The sequence below is a fragment of the Pedobacter suwonensis genome (assembly GCF_044762335.1).
In the GTDB taxonomy this organism is placed as follows: Bacteria; Bacteroidota; Bacteroidia; order Sphingobacteriales; family Sphingobacteriaceae; genus Pedobacter.
Genome location: NZ_JBIWEB010000004.1, coordinates 414,364 through 434,607 on the forward strand (window position 1 = coordinate 414,364; position 20,244 = coordinate 434,607).

16 protein-coding genes are annotated in these 20,244 nt (G+C 39.6%); 7 read left to right on the top strand and 9 right to left on the bottom strand.

Translation table 11 applies throughout. The annotated features are described in order from the left end of the window. Positions 1-256: 256 nt before the first annotated feature. Positions 257-841 carry an RNA polymerase sigma factor gene (locus ACIQXP_RS09460; RefSeq protein ID WP_090984996.1) on the top strand — a complete coding sequence of 195 codons (585 nt, stop codon included), beginning with the start codon at positions 257-259 and terminating at the stop codon, positions 839-841. 88 nt (positions 842-929) lie between these two features. Continuing rightward, the gene (locus ACIQXP_RS09465) at positions 930-1,124 is read left to right on the top strand and encodes a hypothetical protein (RefSeq protein ID WP_090984998.1); all 195 of its coding nucleotides are present in this window, start codon (positions 930-932) and stop codon (positions 1,122-1,124) included. Between the two features lie 603 nt (positions 1,125-1,727). Here ACIQXP_RS09465 and ACIQXP_RS09470 read toward each other — a convergent pair. After that, entirely contained in the window at positions 1,728-1,946 is a 219-nt protein-coding gene (locus ACIQXP_RS09470; RefSeq protein WP_387505322.1) for a hypothetical protein, read from the bottom strand. A 1-nt stretch (position 1,947) separates the two neighbouring features. Here ACIQXP_RS09470 and ACIQXP_RS09475 point away from each other — a divergent pair, with 1 nt between their 5' ends. After that, positions 1,948-3,132, top strand: coding sequence for an MFS transporter (locus ACIQXP_RS09475; RefSeq protein WP_293743663.1), 1,185 nt, complete (start codon positions 1,948-1,950; stop codon positions 3,130-3,132). A 100-nt stretch (positions 3,133-3,232) separates the two neighbouring features. On the opposite strand, the gene ACIQXP_RS09480 is transcribed toward ACIQXP_RS09475, so the two are convergent. The 3 genes from ACIQXP_RS09480 to ACIQXP_RS09490 are packed head-to-tail and all read right to left on the bottom strand — an operon-like array spanning position 3,233 to position 5,043. After that, the gene (locus ACIQXP_RS09480) at positions 3,233-3,844 is read right to left on the bottom strand and encodes a hypothetical protein (RefSeq protein ID WP_387505323.1); all 612 of its coding nucleotides are present in this window, start codon (positions 3,842-3,844) and stop codon (positions 3,233-3,235) included. A gap of 4 nt (positions 3,845-3,848) precedes the next feature. Then, entirely contained in the window at positions 3,849-4,400 is a 552-nt protein-coding gene (locus tag ACIQXP_RS09485; RefSeq protein WP_387505324.1) for a hypothetical protein, read from the bottom strand. Position 4,401: 1 nt separating this feature from the next. Then, complete coding sequence (locus ACIQXP_RS09490) at positions 4,402-5,043, bottom strand: hypothetical protein (protein WP_293743666.1); 642 nt, start codon at positions 5,041-5,043, stop codon at positions 4,402-4,404. Positions 5,044-5,248: 205 nt separating this feature from the next. Between ACIQXP_RS09490 and ACIQXP_RS09495 the strand changes: the two genes are divergently transcribed. After that, positions 5,249-6,208, top strand: coding sequence for a hypothetical protein (locus ACIQXP_RS09495; RefSeq protein WP_387505325.1), 960 nt, complete (start codon positions 5,249-5,251; stop codon positions 6,206-6,208). A 16-nt stretch (positions 6,209-6,224) separates the two neighbouring features. Here the strand turns inward: ACIQXP_RS09495 and ACIQXP_RS09500 are convergent, their stop codons facing one another. Continuing rightward, positions 6,225-8,516 (bottom strand): multicopper oxidase domain-containing protein, encoded by a 2,292-nt coding sequence (locus ACIQXP_RS09500; RefSeq protein WP_387505326.1) that lies wholly within the window; start codon positions 8,514-8,516, stop codon positions 6,225-6,227. 14 nt (positions 8,517-8,530) lie between these two features. Continuing rightward, the gene (locus ACIQXP_RS09505; protein WP_387505327.1) at positions 8,531-9,007 is read right to left on the bottom strand and encodes a DUF3347 domain-containing protein; all 477 of its coding nucleotides are present in this window, start codon (positions 9,005-9,007) and stop codon (positions 8,531-8,533) included. A gap of 735 nt (positions 9,008-9,742) precedes the next feature. Between ACIQXP_RS09505 and nth the strand changes: the two genes are divergently transcribed. Both nth and recA read left to right on the top strand, forming a co-directional pair. Further along, positions 9,743-10,408, top strand: a complete 666-nt coding sequence (gene nth / locus ACIQXP_RS09510; RefSeq protein ID WP_387505328.1) for an endonuclease III — start codon at positions 9,743-9,745, stop codon at positions 10,406-10,408. 133 nt (positions 10,409-10,541) lie between these two features. Beyond that, entirely contained in the window at positions 10,542-11,555 is a 1,014-nt protein-coding gene (gene recA, locus ACIQXP_RS09515; RefSeq protein WP_145861824.1) for a recombinase RecA, read from the top strand. A 77-nt stretch (positions 11,556-11,632) separates the two neighbouring features. Here the strand turns inward: recA and ACIQXP_RS09520 are convergent, their stop codons facing one another. From ACIQXP_RS09520 to tsaD, 3 genes are all read right to left on the bottom strand, one after another. Continuing rightward, a complete protein-coding gene (locus ACIQXP_RS09520; RefSeq protein ID WP_387505329.1) occupies positions 11,633-13,987 on the bottom strand; it encodes a TonB-dependent receptor in 2,355 nt (784 codons plus the stop codon). Positions 13,988-14,058: 71 nt separating this feature from the next. Further along, positions 14,059-14,259 carry a hypothetical protein gene (locus ACIQXP_RS09525; RefSeq protein WP_145859857.1) on the bottom strand — a complete coding sequence of 67 codons (201 nt, stop codon included), beginning with the start codon at positions 14,257-14,259 and terminating at the stop codon, positions 14,059-14,061. A 415-nt stretch (positions 14,260-14,674) separates the two neighbouring features. After that, positions 14,675-15,676, bottom strand: a complete 1,002-nt coding sequence (gene tsaD, locus ACIQXP_RS09530; RefSeq protein ID WP_387505330.1) for a tRNA (adenosine(37)-N6)-threonylcarbamoyltransferase complex transferase subunit TsaD — start codon at positions 15,674-15,676, stop codon at positions 14,675-14,677. A 75-nt stretch (positions 15,677-15,751) separates the two neighbouring features. Between tsaD and ACIQXP_RS09535 the strand changes: the two genes are divergently transcribed. Beyond that, entirely contained in the window at positions 15,752-20,176 is a 4,425-nt protein-coding gene (locus tag ACIQXP_RS09535; protein ID WP_387505331.1) for a translocation/assembly module TamB domain-containing protein, read from the top strand. Positions 20,177-20,244 lie beyond the last annotated feature (68 nt).

Consider the following 20,244-nt stretch of genomic DNA (forward strand, 5'->3'; position numbering starts at 1 on the left):
GGTAAAGAATATAAATATATAACCCCAGAATGTGGTTAGGGTTTTTAGAAGATACAAAAATAGGGTACTCAGGCGGTTAATTTATTTTTTATCATTTTATTTTTTGTTTTTTGATAAAAAAATAACTTTCTTTGAACATTAACAACCTCAAAACCAAACTAACACATATCAAAAAACATAGGAGATAAGCTATAGAAATTAAACATCTACAAATTAATTTTTAGCAAACAGTACGGGATTTAGTGTAGGTAAACCTATGAATTTACAATCATATAATGATCAGGACCTGGTAAAGGTATATATTGCCGGGAACGAGAATGGATTGCAGGAACTTCTTAGAAGACATAAAAGTAAAATTTATACCTCAATCTACTTGTTGGTGAAAGACCAATATCTGGCTGAGGATATATTTCAGGATGCTTTTATCAAAGTGATCAATACCCTGCGATCAGGAAGATATAACGAGGAAGGTAAATTTTTGCCTTGGGTAATGCGTATTGCGCATAACCTGGTTATCGATTATTTCAGGAGAGAAAAGAGAACACCGATCATCACCAGTGCGGATGGGATGGATGTATTTAATATGCTACACTTTTATGATGAGAGCGCAGAAGATAAAATGCTTCGCGATCAAACCCATAAAGATTTAAAAGCGATGATCCATTTATTGCCAGATGAGCAGAAAGAAGTGCTTTTGATGCGCCATTATGCCGATTTAAGCTTCAAAGAAATAGCAGATCTAACTGATGTCAGCATTAATACAGCCCTGGGCCGTATGCGTTATGCATTGAGTAACCTGCGTAAAATGCTCAAAACAAAAGAGATGACCTACAAAGGGTAGTAAAAATGTTACATATTTTTTTTTAGGGTTTGAAATAAAGCATCTGAACTATCGTTAAGTTTATAAAACTTATCACATTCAGTTGCTTATGACAAAAACCTCTACATCAAAAAACAATGTAAATTTACCTACACCTAACATGTTTCAGCCAATAACTGATATGGAATCTGATGCAGAAATCGACTTATTTTATGATCAAATAAAAAGCAAGTTAGATACGCTGGTTAAAGATCCTCAAGATGAAACCATCAATAAGATTTTAGCATACAGCAGGTCGTTATAAAATTTGCAATGTAGAAAGGTTGTTCCGCGGGGTGGAACAACCTTTTTTTATAGTTCAGTAGCCATTGGTTCATCAGTAGTAAAATTGTAAATTGCCAACTGATAATTGATAACTGCTAATTGCTAATTGCTAACTGAATTATGGTTTGAATCGGTTAACCTCAAATCGCCCCTCCATTCGTCATCCTGAGGGATAATTTATCTTATAAAATCAATATGATTGACAGAAGTATTTAATGGAAATAGGCCTCTGGGAGGATCGTCATTGCGAGAAGGCTTTTCCTGCCGACGAAGCAATCTTTGCAGCAAGCATTAACTAGCAGGATAGATCGTTTCGTCGTTCCTCTGCTCGCAATGACGACTTTTTTAGGTATCCTGTCAATGGGAGAAATAATTTATTGTATAAAATCAATATAATTGATAATAGACTTAATGGAAATAAATCTTCCAGGAAGGATCGTTATTGCGAAAAAGCTTTTTAGCCGACAGCCTGCCCCGATTTTCAGGGAAGCAATCTTACAACAAGGATCATTAGCAAAGATTACTTCGCCGTTTCTCTCCTCGCAATAACGATTTTTTTTTCGGATACTCTGTCAATGATAACTTATTTCAAGGTTTGACATCCTGCGTTAATGCAAACTGCTAATTGAAAACTGTAATAATGGTTAATTCTAAATAGGTTAACCGTAAACATTCTCCCCCATCCAACACCATCCGTCTTCCATCCAACATCTTCCATTGCCCACATAAATGGCTCAATTTTTACAATCCCCACCATAAAAAGCCCTACCTTTGCATAGTGTAATTTTAACACTAAGGGCATAATGAACAAGAATTTACTTCCACTCACTTTAGGCGGTTTGGGCATCGGTATTACTGAATTTGTAATGATGGGTCTATTACCTGATATCGCTAAAGACCTCAAAGTAACCATTCCGCAGGCCGGGCATTTAATTTCCGCTTATGCATTAGGCGTGGTAATCGGCGCCCCCTTGTTAATTATGATTGCGGGTAAATATCCACCCAAAAAAATATTGATGGCCTTGATGATCATGTTTACTGTCTTCAATGCCTTTTCCGCATTCGCACCTACTTTCAACATTCTTTTTATCTCCAGGTTGCTTTCGGGCTTGCCTCATGGGGCATTTTTCGGTGTAGGATCAGTAGTGGCCAGCAGAATAGCAGAAAAAGGGAAAGCTGCACAGGCCGTATCGCTGATGTTTATGGGCCTAACCATTGCCAATATTGTAGGCGTACCATTAGGCACTTTCATCGGCCATAATTTCTCCTGGCGCATCTCTTTTGCAGTGGTAGTATTTGTAGGTTTGATAACATTATTAAGTTTAAAATTATGGCTACCTGCTTTGGAAGCCACGAAAAACCGCGATTTAAAAGCTGAATTAAGCTTCTTCAAAAAAAGAGAAGCCTGGATCATCATTTTTATGATTTCTATCGGAACAGGTGGATTATTTACCTGGTACAGTTATATTGCGCCTTTAATGACAGATGTTGCAGGCTTTTCATCAAATGCAGTAACCTATATATTAATGCTGGCGGGCTTAGGCATGATGTTCGGCAATTACGTTGGCGGCCGTTTGGCCGATAAATTTTCTCCAGCCAAAGCATCTGCAGCTTTATTGCTCACGATGGTGGTTACCTTAACCATTGTCCATTTTGTATCCGCGAGCCAACCTTTGGCGTTAATCATGACTTTTATTACGGGTGCTGTCGCTTTTTCATTGGCTGCCCCTATACAGATGTTGATGATCCAAAGTGCCAAAGGCTCTGAAATGTTGGCGGCCTCTGCCAGCCAGGCGAGTTTTAACATTGGTAATGCCTTAGGCGCTTTCTTTGGCGGACTGCCACTGGTTTATGGCTTTGATTATACCTCACCGGCTTATGTGGGTGCAGCTATGGCTTTGGTGGGCGCTTTGTTTGCCTTCTGGCTCATTAAAAGCAATCAGGGCGCAACGGAAAAGGCTAAAGTGCCGGCTACTTCTTTTCATTAAAGCGATGATTGAATGAGAGAATGACTGAGTTGGAAAATACAAGTCATTCTCACATTCAAAACTCAATCATTCAAAACCCACAGCATCCAACCACTTCACCTTAAAATTGCGTGGACTCATGCTTTCTCCTTACCTGATCTCTCAGCCTACCTAATGCCAAACCCATTGATATTCCATAAAAAGACTCCACCTTATTCAGATTTGCCGAAAAACCAACAGTAAGTGAAGCGGTTCCATCCATATAAAGACCATACTTGATTTCCATTGGCAAAGCAATCGCTCTCTTTATGATCGTTTCATATACATAATTACTAAACAGGCATCCGCCCGGCCGGTCACAATCATCGTACAAAAATGCGCCGCGGCTGATCTGGTTAGCCATCGCCAGGCCTGTTCCTAACCTTAGATAATGGTAACGGTTTAACGTATAACTTTTCCCTGCCAAAACACTAATGTCAGAAACACGAGGCTCGGGCAATCCGCCAAAGTAAAATATCCTGACCCGCCTAACGCCCGATGTTTTAACCGAAATAAAGTTATTTCTTTTTTGCAGGAAAATATCTATATCACTGTACAACCGCCCGTTTCCACCGCCACCTAAACTAAAACCCAGACCGAAATAGGTTTTACGTTTTTGGTGCAAGGTATCCCGCTGCGCAACAACTAATCCCGTACTGCAAACGCAAAGCAAACACAAGATATACTTTTTCATATGATTAAAGCATTTTAGAACTAAATACCACACCTAAACCCATTGTAGCAAAAGTTTTTTGCCTGTTCGCATTACCGTTTACCGACACAGAAACCCCAACACCATCGACAAAACGATAGATATATCTGGCTTCAGCAACAATTCCAGCTGAATTTTTCTGTATAATTTTATCCCTCACCGTATCACTATTAGATTGATCGTACTTTTTAAGGTCAGCAATTACAGCCATACCAGCACCAAACTCGAAACGGTGATTGGAATTTGACCTGAACCCTTTACCTAAAACAAGGGCCAATTCTGAAAAACCCGGAACGGTTGTCTTCTCACCATCAACATTTACTTCATAAGTATCCTGCAACACCGACGACATTTTAAACTTGAGATAAGAACCCTGTTTATGATACCCAATAAAACCCGATAAAAGTGGTTTTTGTAATGTTGCGGCACCGAACTCCAAACCAAAACTTAAATTCCGAAAAAAATCACCATAATCTTCTTGTGATTTAGCCACATTGCCAAGCAGAGCTAAACCTAAAACCAACGAAAGCCTTTTCATACTATTTTGAGTTTACTCTTTTGAAATGATAAGAAATGTTGTAGGAATAGCCGAGCATAAAAAAGAATAAAATAGCTCCGGTATTGTCAATAGCATGATTTAGAATAAGGCCGCCGTCTTTAGCTAAACCTATTCGGGTTTTCTGGCTTTCGGAGCCTCCTAAAATATAAGGGATACCTTCTAAGGTAACAGACTTATTTCCTAACAATAACATGCCCCGAGACTGTAGCCTAAATGATAACCTTACAGAATCTTTATTTAAGCCATTTTCCTTAAAAAGAAAGTTAGCCTGATCACCTGAAACCTGAACGAGCACATGACAATTGGCAAGTGTATCAAAACTGATCTGGTTTTTACTCACATATTGATGAAACTGGCGATTCCTGGATGAATAAGCCTGCAGACCGGCAGTACTACTCTTCTGATAAAACGAGTCTGGATATAATTCATAGGTACCTGAAAGCATTGACAAGTTCTTTTCGGTCAACCTGACTTTATAAAGCCTGATAGGACCATCAGAGAACGAGGCGCAACCCGATAAGGAACAACAGCAGGCGAGCGCTAAAATAGTAGTTGTAATTTTCTGATCAATTCCAAAGGCATGACCATTTGGGGTTGCGGAATTTGTGAGTTGCATATCCATTTGATGTAATTTAGTTTATGATCAAATCTAAGACACCAAATAACCTTCAAGTAATCTAAAAAATTATATATATTAGAAAAAAGAATCTTTAAAGAAAATATTTTATTTCGAACAGTAATTATCAATTATCTTTTATAAATTACATTAATTAAACAACCCATTTAGTTACTAAAAAGCAGAATATTCCACCTAAAAATTAATCTTCATGAATAATCAGCAAGCATTATTTTTCCAGGCCATAAAATCTTCATTGCCCGATTATCAAAACCTTGCATTAAGTATAGCAGAAGAACTAGGAATCAGCACCAATGAGGCTTATAAAAAAATAAGAGGCGACAGCAACCTTACCTTTCAACAGATCATCAAACTCTCTGATTGTTTCGATGTTCCATTTCTGTACAGTCCGAAGAATTCTCTTTCTGTTACCTTTAGCTATTTAAGTGTAAACGAAGATCTGGATATGGTAAACTACCTGCGCAATCTGCTGGAGAACATTAAAGCCATTAAAAAAAGTAAGGAGAAACACATTACCATCACTACAGATGACATCCCCTTATTTCATTTTTTCAAATACCCCGAACTTACCAGTTTTAAACTCTTCTTTTGGGCTAATAGTGCCAATAACTACGGGAGATCTTTTAGCGCTCCCCTGCTATCCGATGAGATTATCGAAATTTCCCAGGAGTTGCACACCGCTTACCTTGAAATACCGAGTACCGAAATATGGTCGAAAGATACCGTAACGGGTACACTTGAGCAAATCAGGTATGCATTCGAAGCAGGCCATCTTACCGACACCGAACTGGCTGTAAAGATTGTGGAACAGGTAAGGTATTGCCTTACTGACATGAATATGTATGCCATTAGCAGCAAAAAGACAATTGACCCCAACCATACCTTCAACTGGTACAGCTGCGATGTACTGGGAAGCATAGCTTACCTGGTTGATTTTAAAGACCGCATGACCTGCTACAACAGGTTTAATACTTTTAATTATTTAAAGACAGAAGACCATGCTTATTGCAGGCAAACCAAACAATGGATGCAGGGCCTGATTATGAAATCGGTTTCCTTTAGTGGCCAGGGCGAAAAACACCGCAATAAGTATTTATATCATGCGTTTGCCGAATGCGATAAATTACTGGAAGAAATAACCAGGCATTAACCTGGCACATAACACCTTAATAATTAAGGGTTAAGCCTGCACCAAAGCCCATATCGCTGTCATAATGGGCAGAAATCCCCATGTATTTAGTGGTAACGAATTTAAGTCCGCCCATAAATTCTTTGTCACTATTTACCATAAAACTCGCCCTTAAACGCCTGGAAACGGGTATGTCTTCACGCATTAACTGCAGGCGGACATTACCATCATGATATACTTCTGCCTGTGCAATAACCAACATAGGCAAGGTATAGGCAAGTCCCAAACTAAACATGCTTCTATTGTCTTTTGTATTTTTCCGGCCAAAAATATTACTTTCCTGTTTAGTTACATCCATTTTCCGGTAACGCCAATCGAAACCGACAAAAGGCATTAACCATTGCATCCGATCGATGTACCGGCCAATATGGGTTTCGGTTTCAAAACCGTGCATTTTATTATAACCCAATCGCCATTCGGCTCCAATGCTCCAGCGCGTATTGGCCAACATCGCCATGCCGTCGTTTCCATTACTGGCAAAATCATTTTCAGCCATAAAATGAAACATCCTGTCATCAGCAAAAAGTTTTCGCTGTGCCAGTTTAGGGTTCGGGATTTCAGGGTTTAACGGTGAGTTTTCATAGCTGAAAATCTTACCCATTCCACTCATCATGTGGTACAAAATATGGCAGTGAAAAAACCAGTCGCCACTTTCTGAGGCACTAAACTCGATGGTATCGCGTTCCATGGGCATAATATCGATTACATTTTTTAAAGGTGCGTGATCACCCTGGCCATTGATTACCCTGAAATCATGTCCGTGAAGGTGCATAGGGTGCCGCATCATGCTGTTGTTATATAAAATAATCCTAAGGTTTTCGCCCTTTTTGATCAGGATTTTATCTTCTTCAGAAATCGTTTTGTTATCCAGGGTCCAAACATAACGGTTCATATTGCCCGTTAGCTGAAACTCCATCTGCCGGGTGGGTGCTTTCGGGAGAACTGTTTTTTCGGGTGCACGCAGCATACCGTAATTTAATGTTTTGAGAGGTGCTTTCATGCCACCGTCATCACCCATATCATGGCCTTTATGTGCATCAGCTACATCGGTATCTCCACCATTGCGATCCAGCTCAGGATACATAACGGCATTCATATCCATTACCTGATTCTGCATTTTCATGCCATCCATCTGCACCATATTACCATTCATGTCCATCATTTCGTTCATCATTTTCATGCCTTCGAAATATTTCAGTCTGGGTAGTTTCGGAGCAGCTACCTGCTGTCCGCTGCCCAGCCACATGGATGCCGATCCGGTGCGGTCTTCAGGCGTTACCAAAAACTCATAGCTTTTATTTTCAGGAATGATTACAATTACATCATAAGTTTCAGATACGGCAATCATCAGCCGATCTACCTCAACAGGCGTCACATCGTTACCATCACTGGCCACTACTGTTATTTTACCACCGGCATAGGCAAGCCAAAAATAGCTTGAGGCCCCACTGTTAACAATGCGCAACCTGACCTTATCTCCTGCCTTCAGTTTGTTTGGCACCTGGTACTGATTTTTTCCATTTACTAAAAACGCTTCATAATACACATCACTCACATCCATAGCAGTCATCCGTTTCAGTTCGTTGGTGAGTTTGGTTTTAAAGTGTCCACCTTTTATGGCTTCAGCATAACTTTGCGTTGTACCTTTTTTGATCGCGAACCAGTCGTTCGCATTGTGTAACCGCCTGTCCACTTCATGAGGCTTCATATTGGTCCACTCACTTAAAACTACAGGTACCGTGGGTATAACCGGCTCTTTTCTTTTATTTAAAATCATCGCGCCATACATGCCAATCTGCTCCTGCAAACCCGAGTGACTATGGTACCAATGGGTACCGTTCTGTATGATCGGAAAACGGTAAACGTGGGTTTCATTTGGTTTGATGGGCATTTGTGTAAGATAAGGAACGCCATCATAGCGGTTAGGCAAAAATAGTCCGTGCCAATGTAATGAGGTTGATTCCTTTAGTTTATTGTGCACATATATTTCTGCAGTATCGCCTTCGGTAAAGGTTAGCGTTGGCATGGGTATCTGCCCGTTGACCGCAATGGCGCTTTTCACTTTCCCGCCAAAATTTACTATTGTATCTGCAACGTACAGATCATATCGTACCACTCCGGGTGGCCTGCTGTTGCTTAAAGCTGTAACAGCGCTTGCTTTCTGAAGAGTTTTTCCGGGGCCGGCCGCTTCTGTCGTACTATACTGATGTTGGGCAAAAGCAGCGCTATAACGAAAAATGGCCAGGCAGCAAACTAAAATAAACTTCATGTTATCGTGTATTTTTATTTAAGTACTTCGGCTATCTTGCCACAACTCAACATTATATTACCATAATATGGGTTTTTGATCAACTCGTCTTCGCTTAGCCAATAGCTTTTTTTCATCGGACAATAATCATAATAAACAGGTTTATCGTTTAGTTTTACTGCTTTTACCAGGGCATAAAAATCGGCTGATAAGGAAGAGAAATCATTTCTTTGATGTTCAATATCTTTACTCCCGGCGATTTGCCCGGCATCAAATAATATTTTGTCGCGCAATAATTTCGAAGCATTTGTTCTTTCGTTTGCTTTCATTACATTAATGAATTGGGTAGCCTTTGCACCAGCCAAACTTGTATTACTGCTGATTAAAGCCTCTTTAACCTCGTAGTAGGCCTGCAGAGGATTAAGCCCTACTGTCTTTTCTTGTGCTGACAGGCCGCCAGCTACAACCAGTAAAACGACATGGAGGATCAAGAATTTAATTAAAGTTTTCATTTTGCGCTTAAATTTTAAACAAAACTAGCGGTATGGCCTTTAGTAACTTTACACTTTTAGCGGAAATATTTACATAATTATAGGGTTAAGGGTATGCCAGGCATTGGCTATTGAGGAATTAAATGGTTTAAACAATTATAAAAGGATTCGATTGTACTGGCAGGTAGCGGTGGTATCTTTTCAGTTTTTTTGGAAACGGACGTTCTGTAATTCGTCGGTGGCAGCAGTCCCGTTATCCGCTTTATCCCGACAGAAACCTGTGAAACAAGCAAGCACACCAAAGTATAACATAAACAGGTGCTTAAATCGGGATGCCCGCTCCTACCGGGTTTATTTAACAAAGGTTACTACAGAAACGGCGAAACTATTTAGTAATATCCCATGCTCATCCAATATCTAACTGATCGTGTTTAGAAACAAGGGATTATGCGGCCTGCAAACCCTAAAAATGAAATACTGTATTGCCCACCTAGCCCTGGTTGCAGCGTTACCCTGCAGCAACGAGGTACGAGGCAGCGAAGCGTAAAAGCGGAAAACAGGAAAAAACCTTAATCTTATCACCAAATTGCGCTCCCATCTAAAGCCTGGTAATTTCTTTACATGCCACTTCAACCCTCTCAGGCTGAATTTTCTATAAAATTTATGCTATCCATCATCCATGTTACTTAATCCATCTTACATCACCCATCTCACATTTAGCACATTGCATTTTCCATCTTTAACCTATATTTGCACATGCTTAAAAAAGAACGCTACAAACTTTTTGTAGAACATTTTTCGGCCAGGCAGCCTGATGCAGAAACCGAGTTAAACTATAATAACCCATACCAGCTTTTGGTAGCAGTAATCCTTTCGGCACAATGTACCGATAAGAGGGTGAATATGGTAACGCCAGCTCTTTTTCAGCGCTTTCCCAATGCCAAGGCTTTAGCTGAGGCTACACCCGATATAGTTTTTGATTATATCAGAAGCATCAGCTACCCCAACAACAAGGCAAAACACCTGGTAGGAATGGCCAACATGCTGCTGAATGAATTTGATGATGTGGTCCCCTCGGAAGTTAACGAGCTGCAGAAAATGCCAGGCGTAGGACGCAAAACAGCCAATGTAATTGCATCTGTAATTTACAATGCACCCGCAATGGCAGTTGATACCCATGTTTTCCGCGTGGCCAACCGCCTGGGCTTAACCAATGGAAAAACCCCACTGGCAGTTGAAAAGGACCTGGTCAAAAACCTCCCAGAACACGATATCCATATCGCCCATCACTGGCTTATTCTTCACGGACGCTACGTTTGTGTAGCCCGAAACCCGAAATGTGAGGTGTGTGAAATTACCTACATGTGCAGGTATTTTGAACGCTTAACTGCGCAAAACGAAAGAGATAAATTAAAAGCTTAAAAATATTTTAAATTTACTATTGACATTAGCCAAAAAAGCCTTACATTAGCTAAATATTTTAGCATTATAAATATCAAACATTTAGCATATTAGCCGATAATCAATTATATTTACGAAATCAATGAAAAAAGAAATGAGCACTGCAAATCCAGATAAATTAAAAGCCCTTCAGCTTACTTTAGATAAACTAGAGAAATCATATGGTAAAGGTACCATCATGAAACTTGGCGATACTGCTGTTGAACCAATAGACTTTATTTCTACCGGATCAATCAGTTTAGATATTGCTTTAGGCATTGGCGGTATTCCAAAAGGACGTATCATCGAGATTTATGGACCAGAATCTTCTGGTAAAACAACTTTAGCTACACACATCATTGCCGAAGCCCAGAAAAAAGGCGGTATCGCTGCTTTTATCGATGCGGAGCATGCTTTCGATCAGTTTTATGCCAAGAAACTAGGCGTAGATACCGATAACCTTTTAATTTCTCAACCCGATAACGGTGAGCAGGCATTGGAAATTGCCGATAATTTAATCCGTTCCGGCGCTATAGATGTAATCGTAATTGACTCTGTTGCAGCTTTGGTTCCTAAAAGTGAAATTGAAGGTGAAATGGGCGACAGTAAAATGGGTTTACATGCCCGTTTGATGAGTCAGGCTTTACGTAAATTAACCGGAACGATTTCCAAAACCGGATGTTGCTGTATCTTTATCAACCAGTTACGTGATAAAATCGGCGTAATGTTCGGTAACCCTGAAACCACAACCGGTGGTAATGCTTTGAAATTTTATGCATCGGTACGTTTAGATATCCGTCGTATTTCACAAATCAAAGACTCTGACGAAGTTTCCGGTAACCGTGTTAAAGTAAAAATTGTTAAAAATAAAGTGGCTCCTCCTTTCCGTATTGCAGAATTTGATGTGATGTTTGGAGAAGGTATTTCCAAAAATGGCGAGATTATCGACTTAGGTGTTGATTTTGGCATCATCAAAAAAGCAGGCTCATGGTTCTCTTATGGAGATACCAAGCTGGGACAAGGCAGAGATGCAGTAAAACAATTATTGAGCGACAATCCTGAACTTGCAGAGGAACTGGAAAATAAGATCAAAACCGAAGTAACGGGCGAGCATCTGGCAGAAAAATAAGCCTGATCAATTTAGTCTGAATATAGAAAAAGCGTCCTCATTTTAAAATCAGGACGCTTTTTTATTTCAATATCTGGTTAATAACTAACTGAAATACCAAAATTTACCGAAGTACCTCTTCCTTTCGAATAAAAACCTGGTTGCATAAACCATTGCGCCCTGGCCGGGAAATAATCCTGGTTAAAAATGTTATCAATACCCAGAGTAAGCCTGATGTTCTTTTTTACCTGATAAATACCCGCGAAACTGAATAAATGATATGCTTTAACAGCACCTTCATTACCGTTATACACGCCATTGCTGTTTTTCTCAAACCTGTTACGCGAATTGATACCGGTGTAATTTAAGGTCAAGTCCAATACTTTTAACGGACTATAGGTAACTGAAGCCGTAACTTTTGGCGCAGAAATGCGGCGACCATTGAGGTACATGTCAACGGCATCATTAAAATTTCCATTCTTGTCAATATCGCGCTTACCTTCAGTATAACTGTAACTTGCAAATAGACCTAACTGATCAAAAAGGTGATAATCGGCCGCCAACTCAAAACCATAAATCTTTTCAGGGTTTCTTGCCGTATTAAAAAGCCCGGTAGCAGAATCATAAACCACTTCGATACCCAGTTTGGATGTACTGATATAACCCGACGCAGAAAATGTTAATCCAGCGACTTTACTTTCAAAGCCAGCCTCATAATTATTAACCTTCACCGCATCGGTATTGATCTTGTCAATGCTGTTTACTTTGGCATCACGTAAAGCCAGCCCAATATCCATCACAGAAAAACCCTGAGAGAAACTTACAAAAGGGCTGAATAAATTAAATTGATTATACCTTAAACCTGCATTAAAGATATAGGTGCTGTATTTTAAATTTCCTCCGGTTACACCAAAAGATGGGGTGATGGTTGAATTGTTTGCACCAGTGGTTCTTAAGGTGCGGTAATCATCAACGGCTATATTTACATTTTCATAACGCAAACCCGTTTTAAAAACCAGTTTACTAAAAATGTTGAAATCTGCCTGTGCGAAGGGTGCGATGTTGGTCATATCCATTATAGGCACCCATACCCTACCATCAACGAGTGGTTGCGCCGTTTTATCTTTCATGAAATCTGCACCATAGGCCAGATTCATTTTCAAAGAGTTGAGGTTAAGTATTGGTGTTTCGAGAAATAAACGCGCGCCTCTTTTATCGTTTTTGGCCAGCGACTGACCATCACCCCCATCAAAACGGCCTAAAGAGACATAAAACACATCTTTTCGGGTTTCGTAGTAAACATCGGCATGTAAACTCGAATGCAAGAAGGTACTATCGATTTTATACGATAGATTTAGATTATGATTATAATCAACACCGGTCGGAACCCCAAGTGGTTTTCCCAGTACCCCTGTTGCTTTCTGACCGGTTGCCAGGTTACCGTTTACCAAAGTAAAATTGCTGTTTTGCAAACTGCTGTAGGTATTATAGGAAAGCTGAATACGCTGATTTTTTGCCGGCACATAACCGAATTTGGCAAAAGCATTGTAAGTGTCTGTTTCACCAAGACTGTAGTTTGGCCCTACCACATCACCTTTTGCATCTTTATATTCACCGGTTTGCTCATACATACCGCTAACCATGTAGTCGAATTTACCTAATTTTCCATAAAACATCTGGCTAATTCTACCTCCTTCTGAGTTTTTGACCTTAACCAACGATCCATTTAAATTAAGCTGGGTTTTACCTGCAAACCTGGCCGCTGTATCCGGAACCATGGTGATGTAATTTACCAGACCTCCGGCGGCACCATTACCATAAATGGCAGTAGCTCCTTTTACCACTTCGATACGTTCGAGCACCGATGGATCTATGGATCTCAAATCTACCTCTGCGTTTCTTAACGGCGATGATTGGGATACACCATCGATCATTACCAGCATGGGGCGGCCCCTTAAGTTTTGCCCTACATTATTTCCGGTTTGCGCCGTAGGCGCAAAACCAGGCACCTGATTAGCCAATATTGTACTTAAATCGGTTACAATAGCCAACTCTTTTTCCAGTTTCTGCTTATTTACAATAGTCACTGAAGCGGTGACATTTTTGATGTTTTCAGGCTTTCTCGAAGTCGAAATCAATACATCATCTAAAGTATTGGGTACTGGATCCAGTATAAAATTTATAACCGTATCGCCCTTAACTGAAGAAAATTGTTGTACAAAAGTTTTATATCCAACCGCAGTCAACTGAACATTGAATGGCACGCCACTTTTAATATACATTGTATAATAACCTTTGCTATCGGCCTGGGTTTTCTGGCCCGGCAACAAAATGGTTGCGTACGGAATTCCGCTACTTTTATCCTTGATATATCCTTCAATCTTCACATTTTGGCCATACGCCAAAAGCAGTTGACAGATCAGGATGGTCATGATCAGTATAATTTTTTTCATCTATCTTTAATTTTTGCTAAAGATAGAAAATAGACACTAATAAGAATAGGTCTAAATAAGAATTAGAACATCTAATTGTTTTGACTGAAAATAGCACTGAAATCCTTGGTTACATAAACAATAACCAAAAGCGCAGCAATGACCAAGGCACCCAGGATAATTACGCCCCAGCTTCCTTTCAGCTTGTTTTTATCTTTTCTGATTAACCAGTATAGCAGGCCTATTAAAGGTACTGCACAGATAATCCAAAATATTAATGATGCTCCAGTCATATGTGTATTTAATTTAATAGTTTTCATTGGTCCGAAGTCGGATGCCGAATCGGAAGTTAAGGTGTTAATCCATTCAAGTGGCTATAATCCACATCAGTTTTTGTATGCAATTTTCAGTTCACAGTTGCCGGTCTCCAGTTTTCAATCTATGTACTTTAAGAGCTATAACCCCAAAGCAGACGTCATCCTGATCCGATAGCTTCGGACTTATTTCAGGATCTATCCACAGCATTAATCATCATGGCGTCCCTTACATCAGCCTGCAACCAGCTATCGTTTTAAGATTGCTTCCCTGAAAAGGGATAACCAATGAATCAGTCAATATAATATGGAGTTGTTAGACTATTCGTTCTAAACCAATGACCAATAAACCAAAGACTAATGAACCGATGACCGATGAACCAATGGCCCAGCTTTAAAACTCCATCCGTGCCATTGGAGAAACATCCTGCCCTACAAAATCCTGTTTCAGGTATTTGTGGTAACCAGCAATGGCAATCATGCCCGCATTATCCGTACAGTATTGAAAAGCGGGTATGTAAATCTTCCAGCCCAGTGCGTCGGCAGTTTGTTGCAAACCGTTCCGTAAACCAGAGTTTGCCGAAACACCTCCTGCGATAGCTATTTCATTTATTCCGTACTGTTTTGCAGCTTTTTTCAATTTGTTTAGCAAAATCTGCACAATACTATGTTGAACCGATGCACAAACATCATCTAAATTTTCGGCAATAAAAGCAGGGTTCTCTTGCTCCTGTTTTCTGATGAAATACAAAATGGAGGTTTTAAAACCACTAAAGCTAAAATTCAGATCAGCTATTTGTGGTTCGGCAAACTTAAACGCCAAAGGATTTCCCTGTTGTGCATGCTTATCAATCAGTGGGCCGCCAGGATAAGGCAAAGCCAGTAGTTTTGCGGTTTTATCAAAAGCCTCGCCTGCAGCATCGTCCAGGGTTTCGCCAATAATTTCCATATCAAAATAATCCTTTACCAGCACAATCTGTGTATGTCCGCCAGAAACAGTTAAACAGATAAAAGGAAAATTTGGCTTAGGATCATCAATAAAATGAGCCAGAATATGCGCATGCATATGATTAACAGAAATTAAAGGTATATTTAAAGCTAATGCAAAAGATTTTGCAAAAGAAACACCCACTAATAACGACCCCAGGAGTCCGGGGCCACGTGTAAAAGCAACGGCATTAATGTCCTGTTTTATAACCTGAGCATTAATTAAAGCCTGTTGTACAGCAGGCACAATATTTTGCTGATGTACCCTTGAAGCTAATTCAGGGATAACACCACCATAATTTTGATGAATTGTTTGGTTTGCAATAACATTGGCAGTAATTTTGCCGTTGTTACAAACAGCAACGGATGTATCATCGCAAGAGGATTCGATAGCAAGTATAACAGACAAATTATTTAATATTTAAGCTGCAAAATTATTAAAAAACTATTTAAAATACTCCTTTGGGTAATTGCATCAATAATTTTGCTGCTTGCACTTCTTATTTTCTCACTCCAATTTAAGCCTGTTCAAACCTATTTTGCACAGCGGGCTGCCGCATACCTGTCTAAAGAGCTTAAAACCACAATATCAATCAAGAGTCTTTACATCAAACCATTTAAATCTATTGTACTTAAGGATTTATTGGTTTTAGATTTACAAAAAGACACTTTATTAAGCACGCCACAATTCATGGTCGATATCAATCAGTTATCCATTGATAAAAAGATTATTGATATCAATACCGTCCAAATTAATAATGGTCAGTTTTTCCTAAAGGATTTCAAAGATAAGTCTTCTAATCTCGATTTCATCATCAACTACTTCGATTCTGGTAAACCCAAGGTAAAGAAAAAGAAAAGCAAGCCTTTCGACGTCAACCTGGGCCGTCTTATTTTAAACAAGTTTGCCTTCAGGTACATCAACTATAATGCAAAAGACACCACTCAGGGCAAAAGTGTAAACTTTGATAATGTAAACGTAAAAGAATTGAGCGGGATTTTTGAAGGTTTGGACACCAAGAAACACTTGTTGAAAACCAATATCAAAAACCTAACACTTAAGGAGCGTAGCGGGTTTTACCTCAAAAATTTAACGGCACAAACCACGGTAGACAGTAATGCCATCGAACTGAAAGACCTGCTGCTTGAAACCAACCAGAGCCGCTTAACCAACTATTACCAAATGCGGTTTAAAAGCTTCAGAGATTTTAACCATTATATCGATAATGTGCGGATGAAGGCCATCTTCAAAGACAGCCACATTACCTCAAGAGACGTTGCGTTTTTTGCGCCTGAAATGAATACCATGAAACTTGATCTGGATGTTGATGGCCAGATTACGGGCTTAGTAAATAACCTTAAAGCCAAAAAATTATCTTTAAGAACCGGAAAGGCCACCCACATTAAGGGCGATTTTATTTTGAAAGGGCTGCCTAAATGGAAAGAAACTTTTATGGACCTGAACATTGAAATGGCAGGAACAAACAAAACCGATCTTGACGAAGTGCTGGCTGGTATCACCAATAGCAAAAAGAAAATTGTTCCGGTAATTGTCAAGAAATTTGGCAACATCAACTTTAACGGAAGTTTTACTGGTTTTCAGAACGACTTTATTGCCTATGGGGAGTTTAAAACTAAACTGGGCCGCGTTGTCTCGGACGTAAACATGAAAATCGATAAAAATGAAGTTCCATCCTATACCGGAAACGTCAAAACATACGATTTTAACATCGGCGACCTGTTAGATGAGCAGAGCCTTGGCCGCATCAGTTCTTCATTATATGTAAAAGGGCGCGGAACGGAACTAAAAGATTTGACTGAAAAAATAAATGGCGATGTAACTTATATCGACTTCAACCGATATCGGTACCGTAATGTAAAGATTGATGGTACCTTCGATAAAAAATATTTTGATGGCAAGCTAAGCATTAACGACCGAAACGTTAAACTGGTATTTGACGGGGGTGTTAACCTGAACCCCAAGCTACCGGTATTTAATTTTAATGCTAGCATTTCCAAAGCACGGTTAAAAGCTTTAAAATTGCTAAAGGATTCTCTGATGGTGGATGCCAAATTTACCACCAATTTTTCAGGTACCAACCTGAACAACATATCAGGCAAATTATTAATCCAGCAGATCAGGCTGCAAAACCCTAAAGGTGTTTATAGCATAGATTCTGTGCAGTTAATGGCCAATGGTAACGGCGCTAACCGTGTGCTCGATATTCGTTCGGACATTTTTGATGCCAGTATTAAAGGTGAATATGACTTAAATTCGATCGCTTCCTATTACAAGGCCATCGCCAAAACTTATGTCCCTTCCTTAAAGGCCGACATCATAAAATACAACAAGCAGATTTTTCAATTCAACCTTCAGGTTAAAAAGTTCGAACCGCTTGCGCAGATCCTGGCGCCGGGCCTAGAATTGGAAGAAGGCGCTACCTTGACGGGAGTTTTCGATTCGCGCAATAATACCGCCACGCTAAATGGTTTTGTAAAGAAACTAAAATACAATGGGATAGTCGTTAACAATATCATCCTCGACGAAAACACCACCACACAACAACTTCAATTGATTGTAACTTCCGATCGCGTACAGCTTAACGACAGCCTGTTTATCAAGGACGTAAACATTTCCAATATCCTGCGGAATGATAGTTTGGCCTTCAACGTCAAAATGTCTAATACCGAAGAAGATAACCAGCTTGATTTAAACGGATTGGTAGAATTTACCAAAAACCAGGATACCACGGCGAGATTGAGCGTATTGCCATCCATCTTAAAAATCAATAATGAAGAATGGCGTATCCAGGAGAAAGTACGCATTGTGCTCAACAACGGTAAAACTGAGATCAGCAATTTCGATTTAACCAATGGCGAACAGCAGGTAACCATTGATGGATTGATTTCAGAAGATCCTAAAGATTTGATCAGTGTTGGATTTAAAGATTTTAGCTTAAAAACCCTCAACCCGTTTACTAAAGGCTTTGGTGTAAAATTGGCTGGAAACGTTAATGGTAAGACCGACCTGTATGGGGTATTAAAAACACTTAGGATAGCCGACGATCTAAAAGTTGATTCGTTAAACTTTAATGATATTTATATCGGCACCTTAACAGATACCTCATCTTACAACAACGAAAGCCAAAAACTGAATGTATTTACCCGTATTGTGGCCGACAATTCGGAGAACTTTAAGCTTACCGGAAATCTTGATCTGAAGGAAAAGGAAATAGACCTTGCGGTAAAAATGGACGACAGTAAACTCACCGTACTGGAGCCTTTTGTTAAAAAGCTGGTATCGAACCTGAAAGGAAACATTTCAGCTGATTTGACGGTAAAAGGTAAGCTTGAAAAACCGGAAATTAACGGAACCTTATCCCTGGATAAGGGACAACTAATGGTAAATTACCTCAAAACCACTTATGTAATTACAGATAAGGTTGAAGTAAATAACAGCGTAATTAAACTTGAGAATTTTGTACTTAAAGATTTAGAAGACCATGAGGCCACCGCAAGCGGAAGCGTAGATTTAAATGAAATTGACAATCCTACACTGAACGTTAAGATAAATGCAAACAGTTTTATGGCCTTAAATACCACGGCGAAAGACAATTCCATTTACTATGGCCGTGCATATGGCACAGGTGTATTTACGTTCACAGGGCCTACTGATAACATGAAAATTGATATTAAGGCAAAAACGGAAAAAGGAACCGTGTTTAACCTGCCTTTAAACAGCTCAGAAACTGTATCGGATAAAGACTTTATCAATTTTGTAAGTCGCGACTCAGCTGTTGTAGTCAAGAAAAAAACCAATTTTGAAGGATTAACCTTAAGCTTTAAATTAACTATTGATCCCAATACCACAGCAAACATCTATACTACCTTAGGTAATTTAAGTGGCAAGGGTAATGCCGAGCTGAGCTTAAACATTAATAGTGTTGGCGATTTTGAAATGTCTGGCGATTACATCATCGAGACCGGAAGTTTTGACTTTACCGCGCAGGAGATCATCAACAAAAAATTCGAAATCAGGCAGGGAGGAACCATCCGCTGGACAGGTAACCCTACTGCAGCGCAAATCAACTTAAAAGCCGTATATGCTTTGAGGGCAAGTTTAAATGATCTTTACAAAGCAGCAAACCGCGATGCCAGCAGCAATGCCAACCAAAGGGTAAATACCGAGGTAGAAATGGGCCTAACCGGCTTATTGTTAAAGCCTGATATTAAACTTGATATCAATTTCCCTGCACAGCCTTCAATTAAAGAAGAACTGCAAACCTATTTCAGCGATCAGAACAACCTGAACCTGCAGGCATTCAGTTTAATTATCAGGAGAAGTTTTGCACCCGGAAACGGTGGACAGTCGATTGGAAACCAGTTGAGTTCAACGGCTACGAGTACCGCCACCGAACTGGTATTTAACCAGTTTAACAACGTACTTTCTTCCTTAAACCTAAACTTTGTTGATTTAAACGTACGTTCGTTAAGCGAAGCCAATGCCTCATTCAAGTTCTTTAATGATCGCTTAATTATTAATGCCGGTATCGTAGACCGGAACAGCGTGAACGATTTTACCGTTATCGATTTTTCTAAAGATAATGTTGGCAGAGAGGTGGAGGCGCTTTTCCTGATCAAAAAAGATGGAAGTCTGACTGCCAAAGCGGCAAATAAACCACCCACTCAACAGAGTATATTCTTAAATAGTGGAATCAGCCCGACGGCAAACGTAACCTCTTTTGGTTTGGTGTATACGCAGCAATTCGATACGTTTAAGGAGTTCATCCAGAAAATTTCTGGTGCTTACCGCCGAAACCTGAAAAGAAAACAAAGCCCGGTTAAAACAAATAAATCGCTTAATAAAGATATTATCATTAATCAAAGTAAGGGAAACCAGCGGAGGTAAGGTGAGTTGCGTTAGTTCATTGGTTTATTTTATCACCTGAGTTCAATTAATAATATAGCTTTAAATTG

Coding starts and splice junctions, on each gene's coding strand:
- ACIQXP_RS09495 (WP_387505325.1), top strand. CDS start 5,249: ATGAATAATCAGCAAGCATTATTTTTCCAGGCCATAAAATCTTCATTG.
- ACIQXP_RS09470 (WP_387505322.1), bottom strand. CDS start 1,946: ATGCCCTTAGTGTTAAAATTACACTATGCAAAGGTAGGGCTTTTTATG.
- ACIQXP_RS09505 (WP_387505327.1), bottom strand. CDS start 9,007: ATGAAAACTTTAATTAAATTCTTGATCCTCCATGTCGTTTTACTGGTT.
- nth (WP_387505328.1), top strand. CDS start 9,743: ATGCTTAAAAAAGAACGCTACAAACTTTTTGTAGAACATTTTTCGGCC.
- recA (WP_145861824.1), top strand. CDS start 10,542: ATGAGCACTGCAAATCCAGATAAATTAAAAGCCCTTCAGCTTACTTTA.
- ACIQXP_RS09465 (WP_090984998.1), top strand. CDS start 930: ATGACAAAAACCTCTACATCAAAAAACAATGTAAATTTACCTACACCT.
- ACIQXP_RS09500 (WP_387505326.1), bottom strand. CDS start 8,516: ATGAAGTTTATTTTAGTTTGCTGCCTGGCCATTTTTCGTTATAGCGCT.
- ACIQXP_RS09490 (WP_293743666.1), bottom strand. CDS start 5,043: ATGGATATGCAACTCACAAATTCCGCAACCCCAAATGGTCATGCCTTT.
- ACIQXP_RS09520 (WP_387505329.1), bottom strand. CDS start 13,987: ATGAAAAAAATTATACTGATCATGACCATCCTGATCTGTCAACTGCTT.
- ACIQXP_RS09460 (WP_090984996.1), top strand. CDS start 257: ATGAATTTACAATCATATAATGATCAGGACCTGGTAAAGGTATATATT.
- ACIQXP_RS09485 (WP_387505324.1), bottom strand. CDS start 4,400: ATGAAAAGGCTTTCGTTGGTTTTAGGTTTAGCTCTGCTTGGCAATGTG.
- ACIQXP_RS09480 (WP_387505323.1), bottom strand. CDS start 3,844: ATGAAAAAGTATATCTTGTGTTTGCTTTGCGTTTGCAGTACGGGATTA.
- ACIQXP_RS09475 (WP_293743663.1), top strand. CDS start 1,948: ATGAACAAGAATTTACTTCCACTCACTTTAGGCGGTTTGGGCATCGGT.
- ACIQXP_RS09525 (WP_145859857.1), bottom strand. CDS start 14,259: ATGACTGGAGCATCATTAATATTTTGGATTATCTGTGCAGTACCTTTA.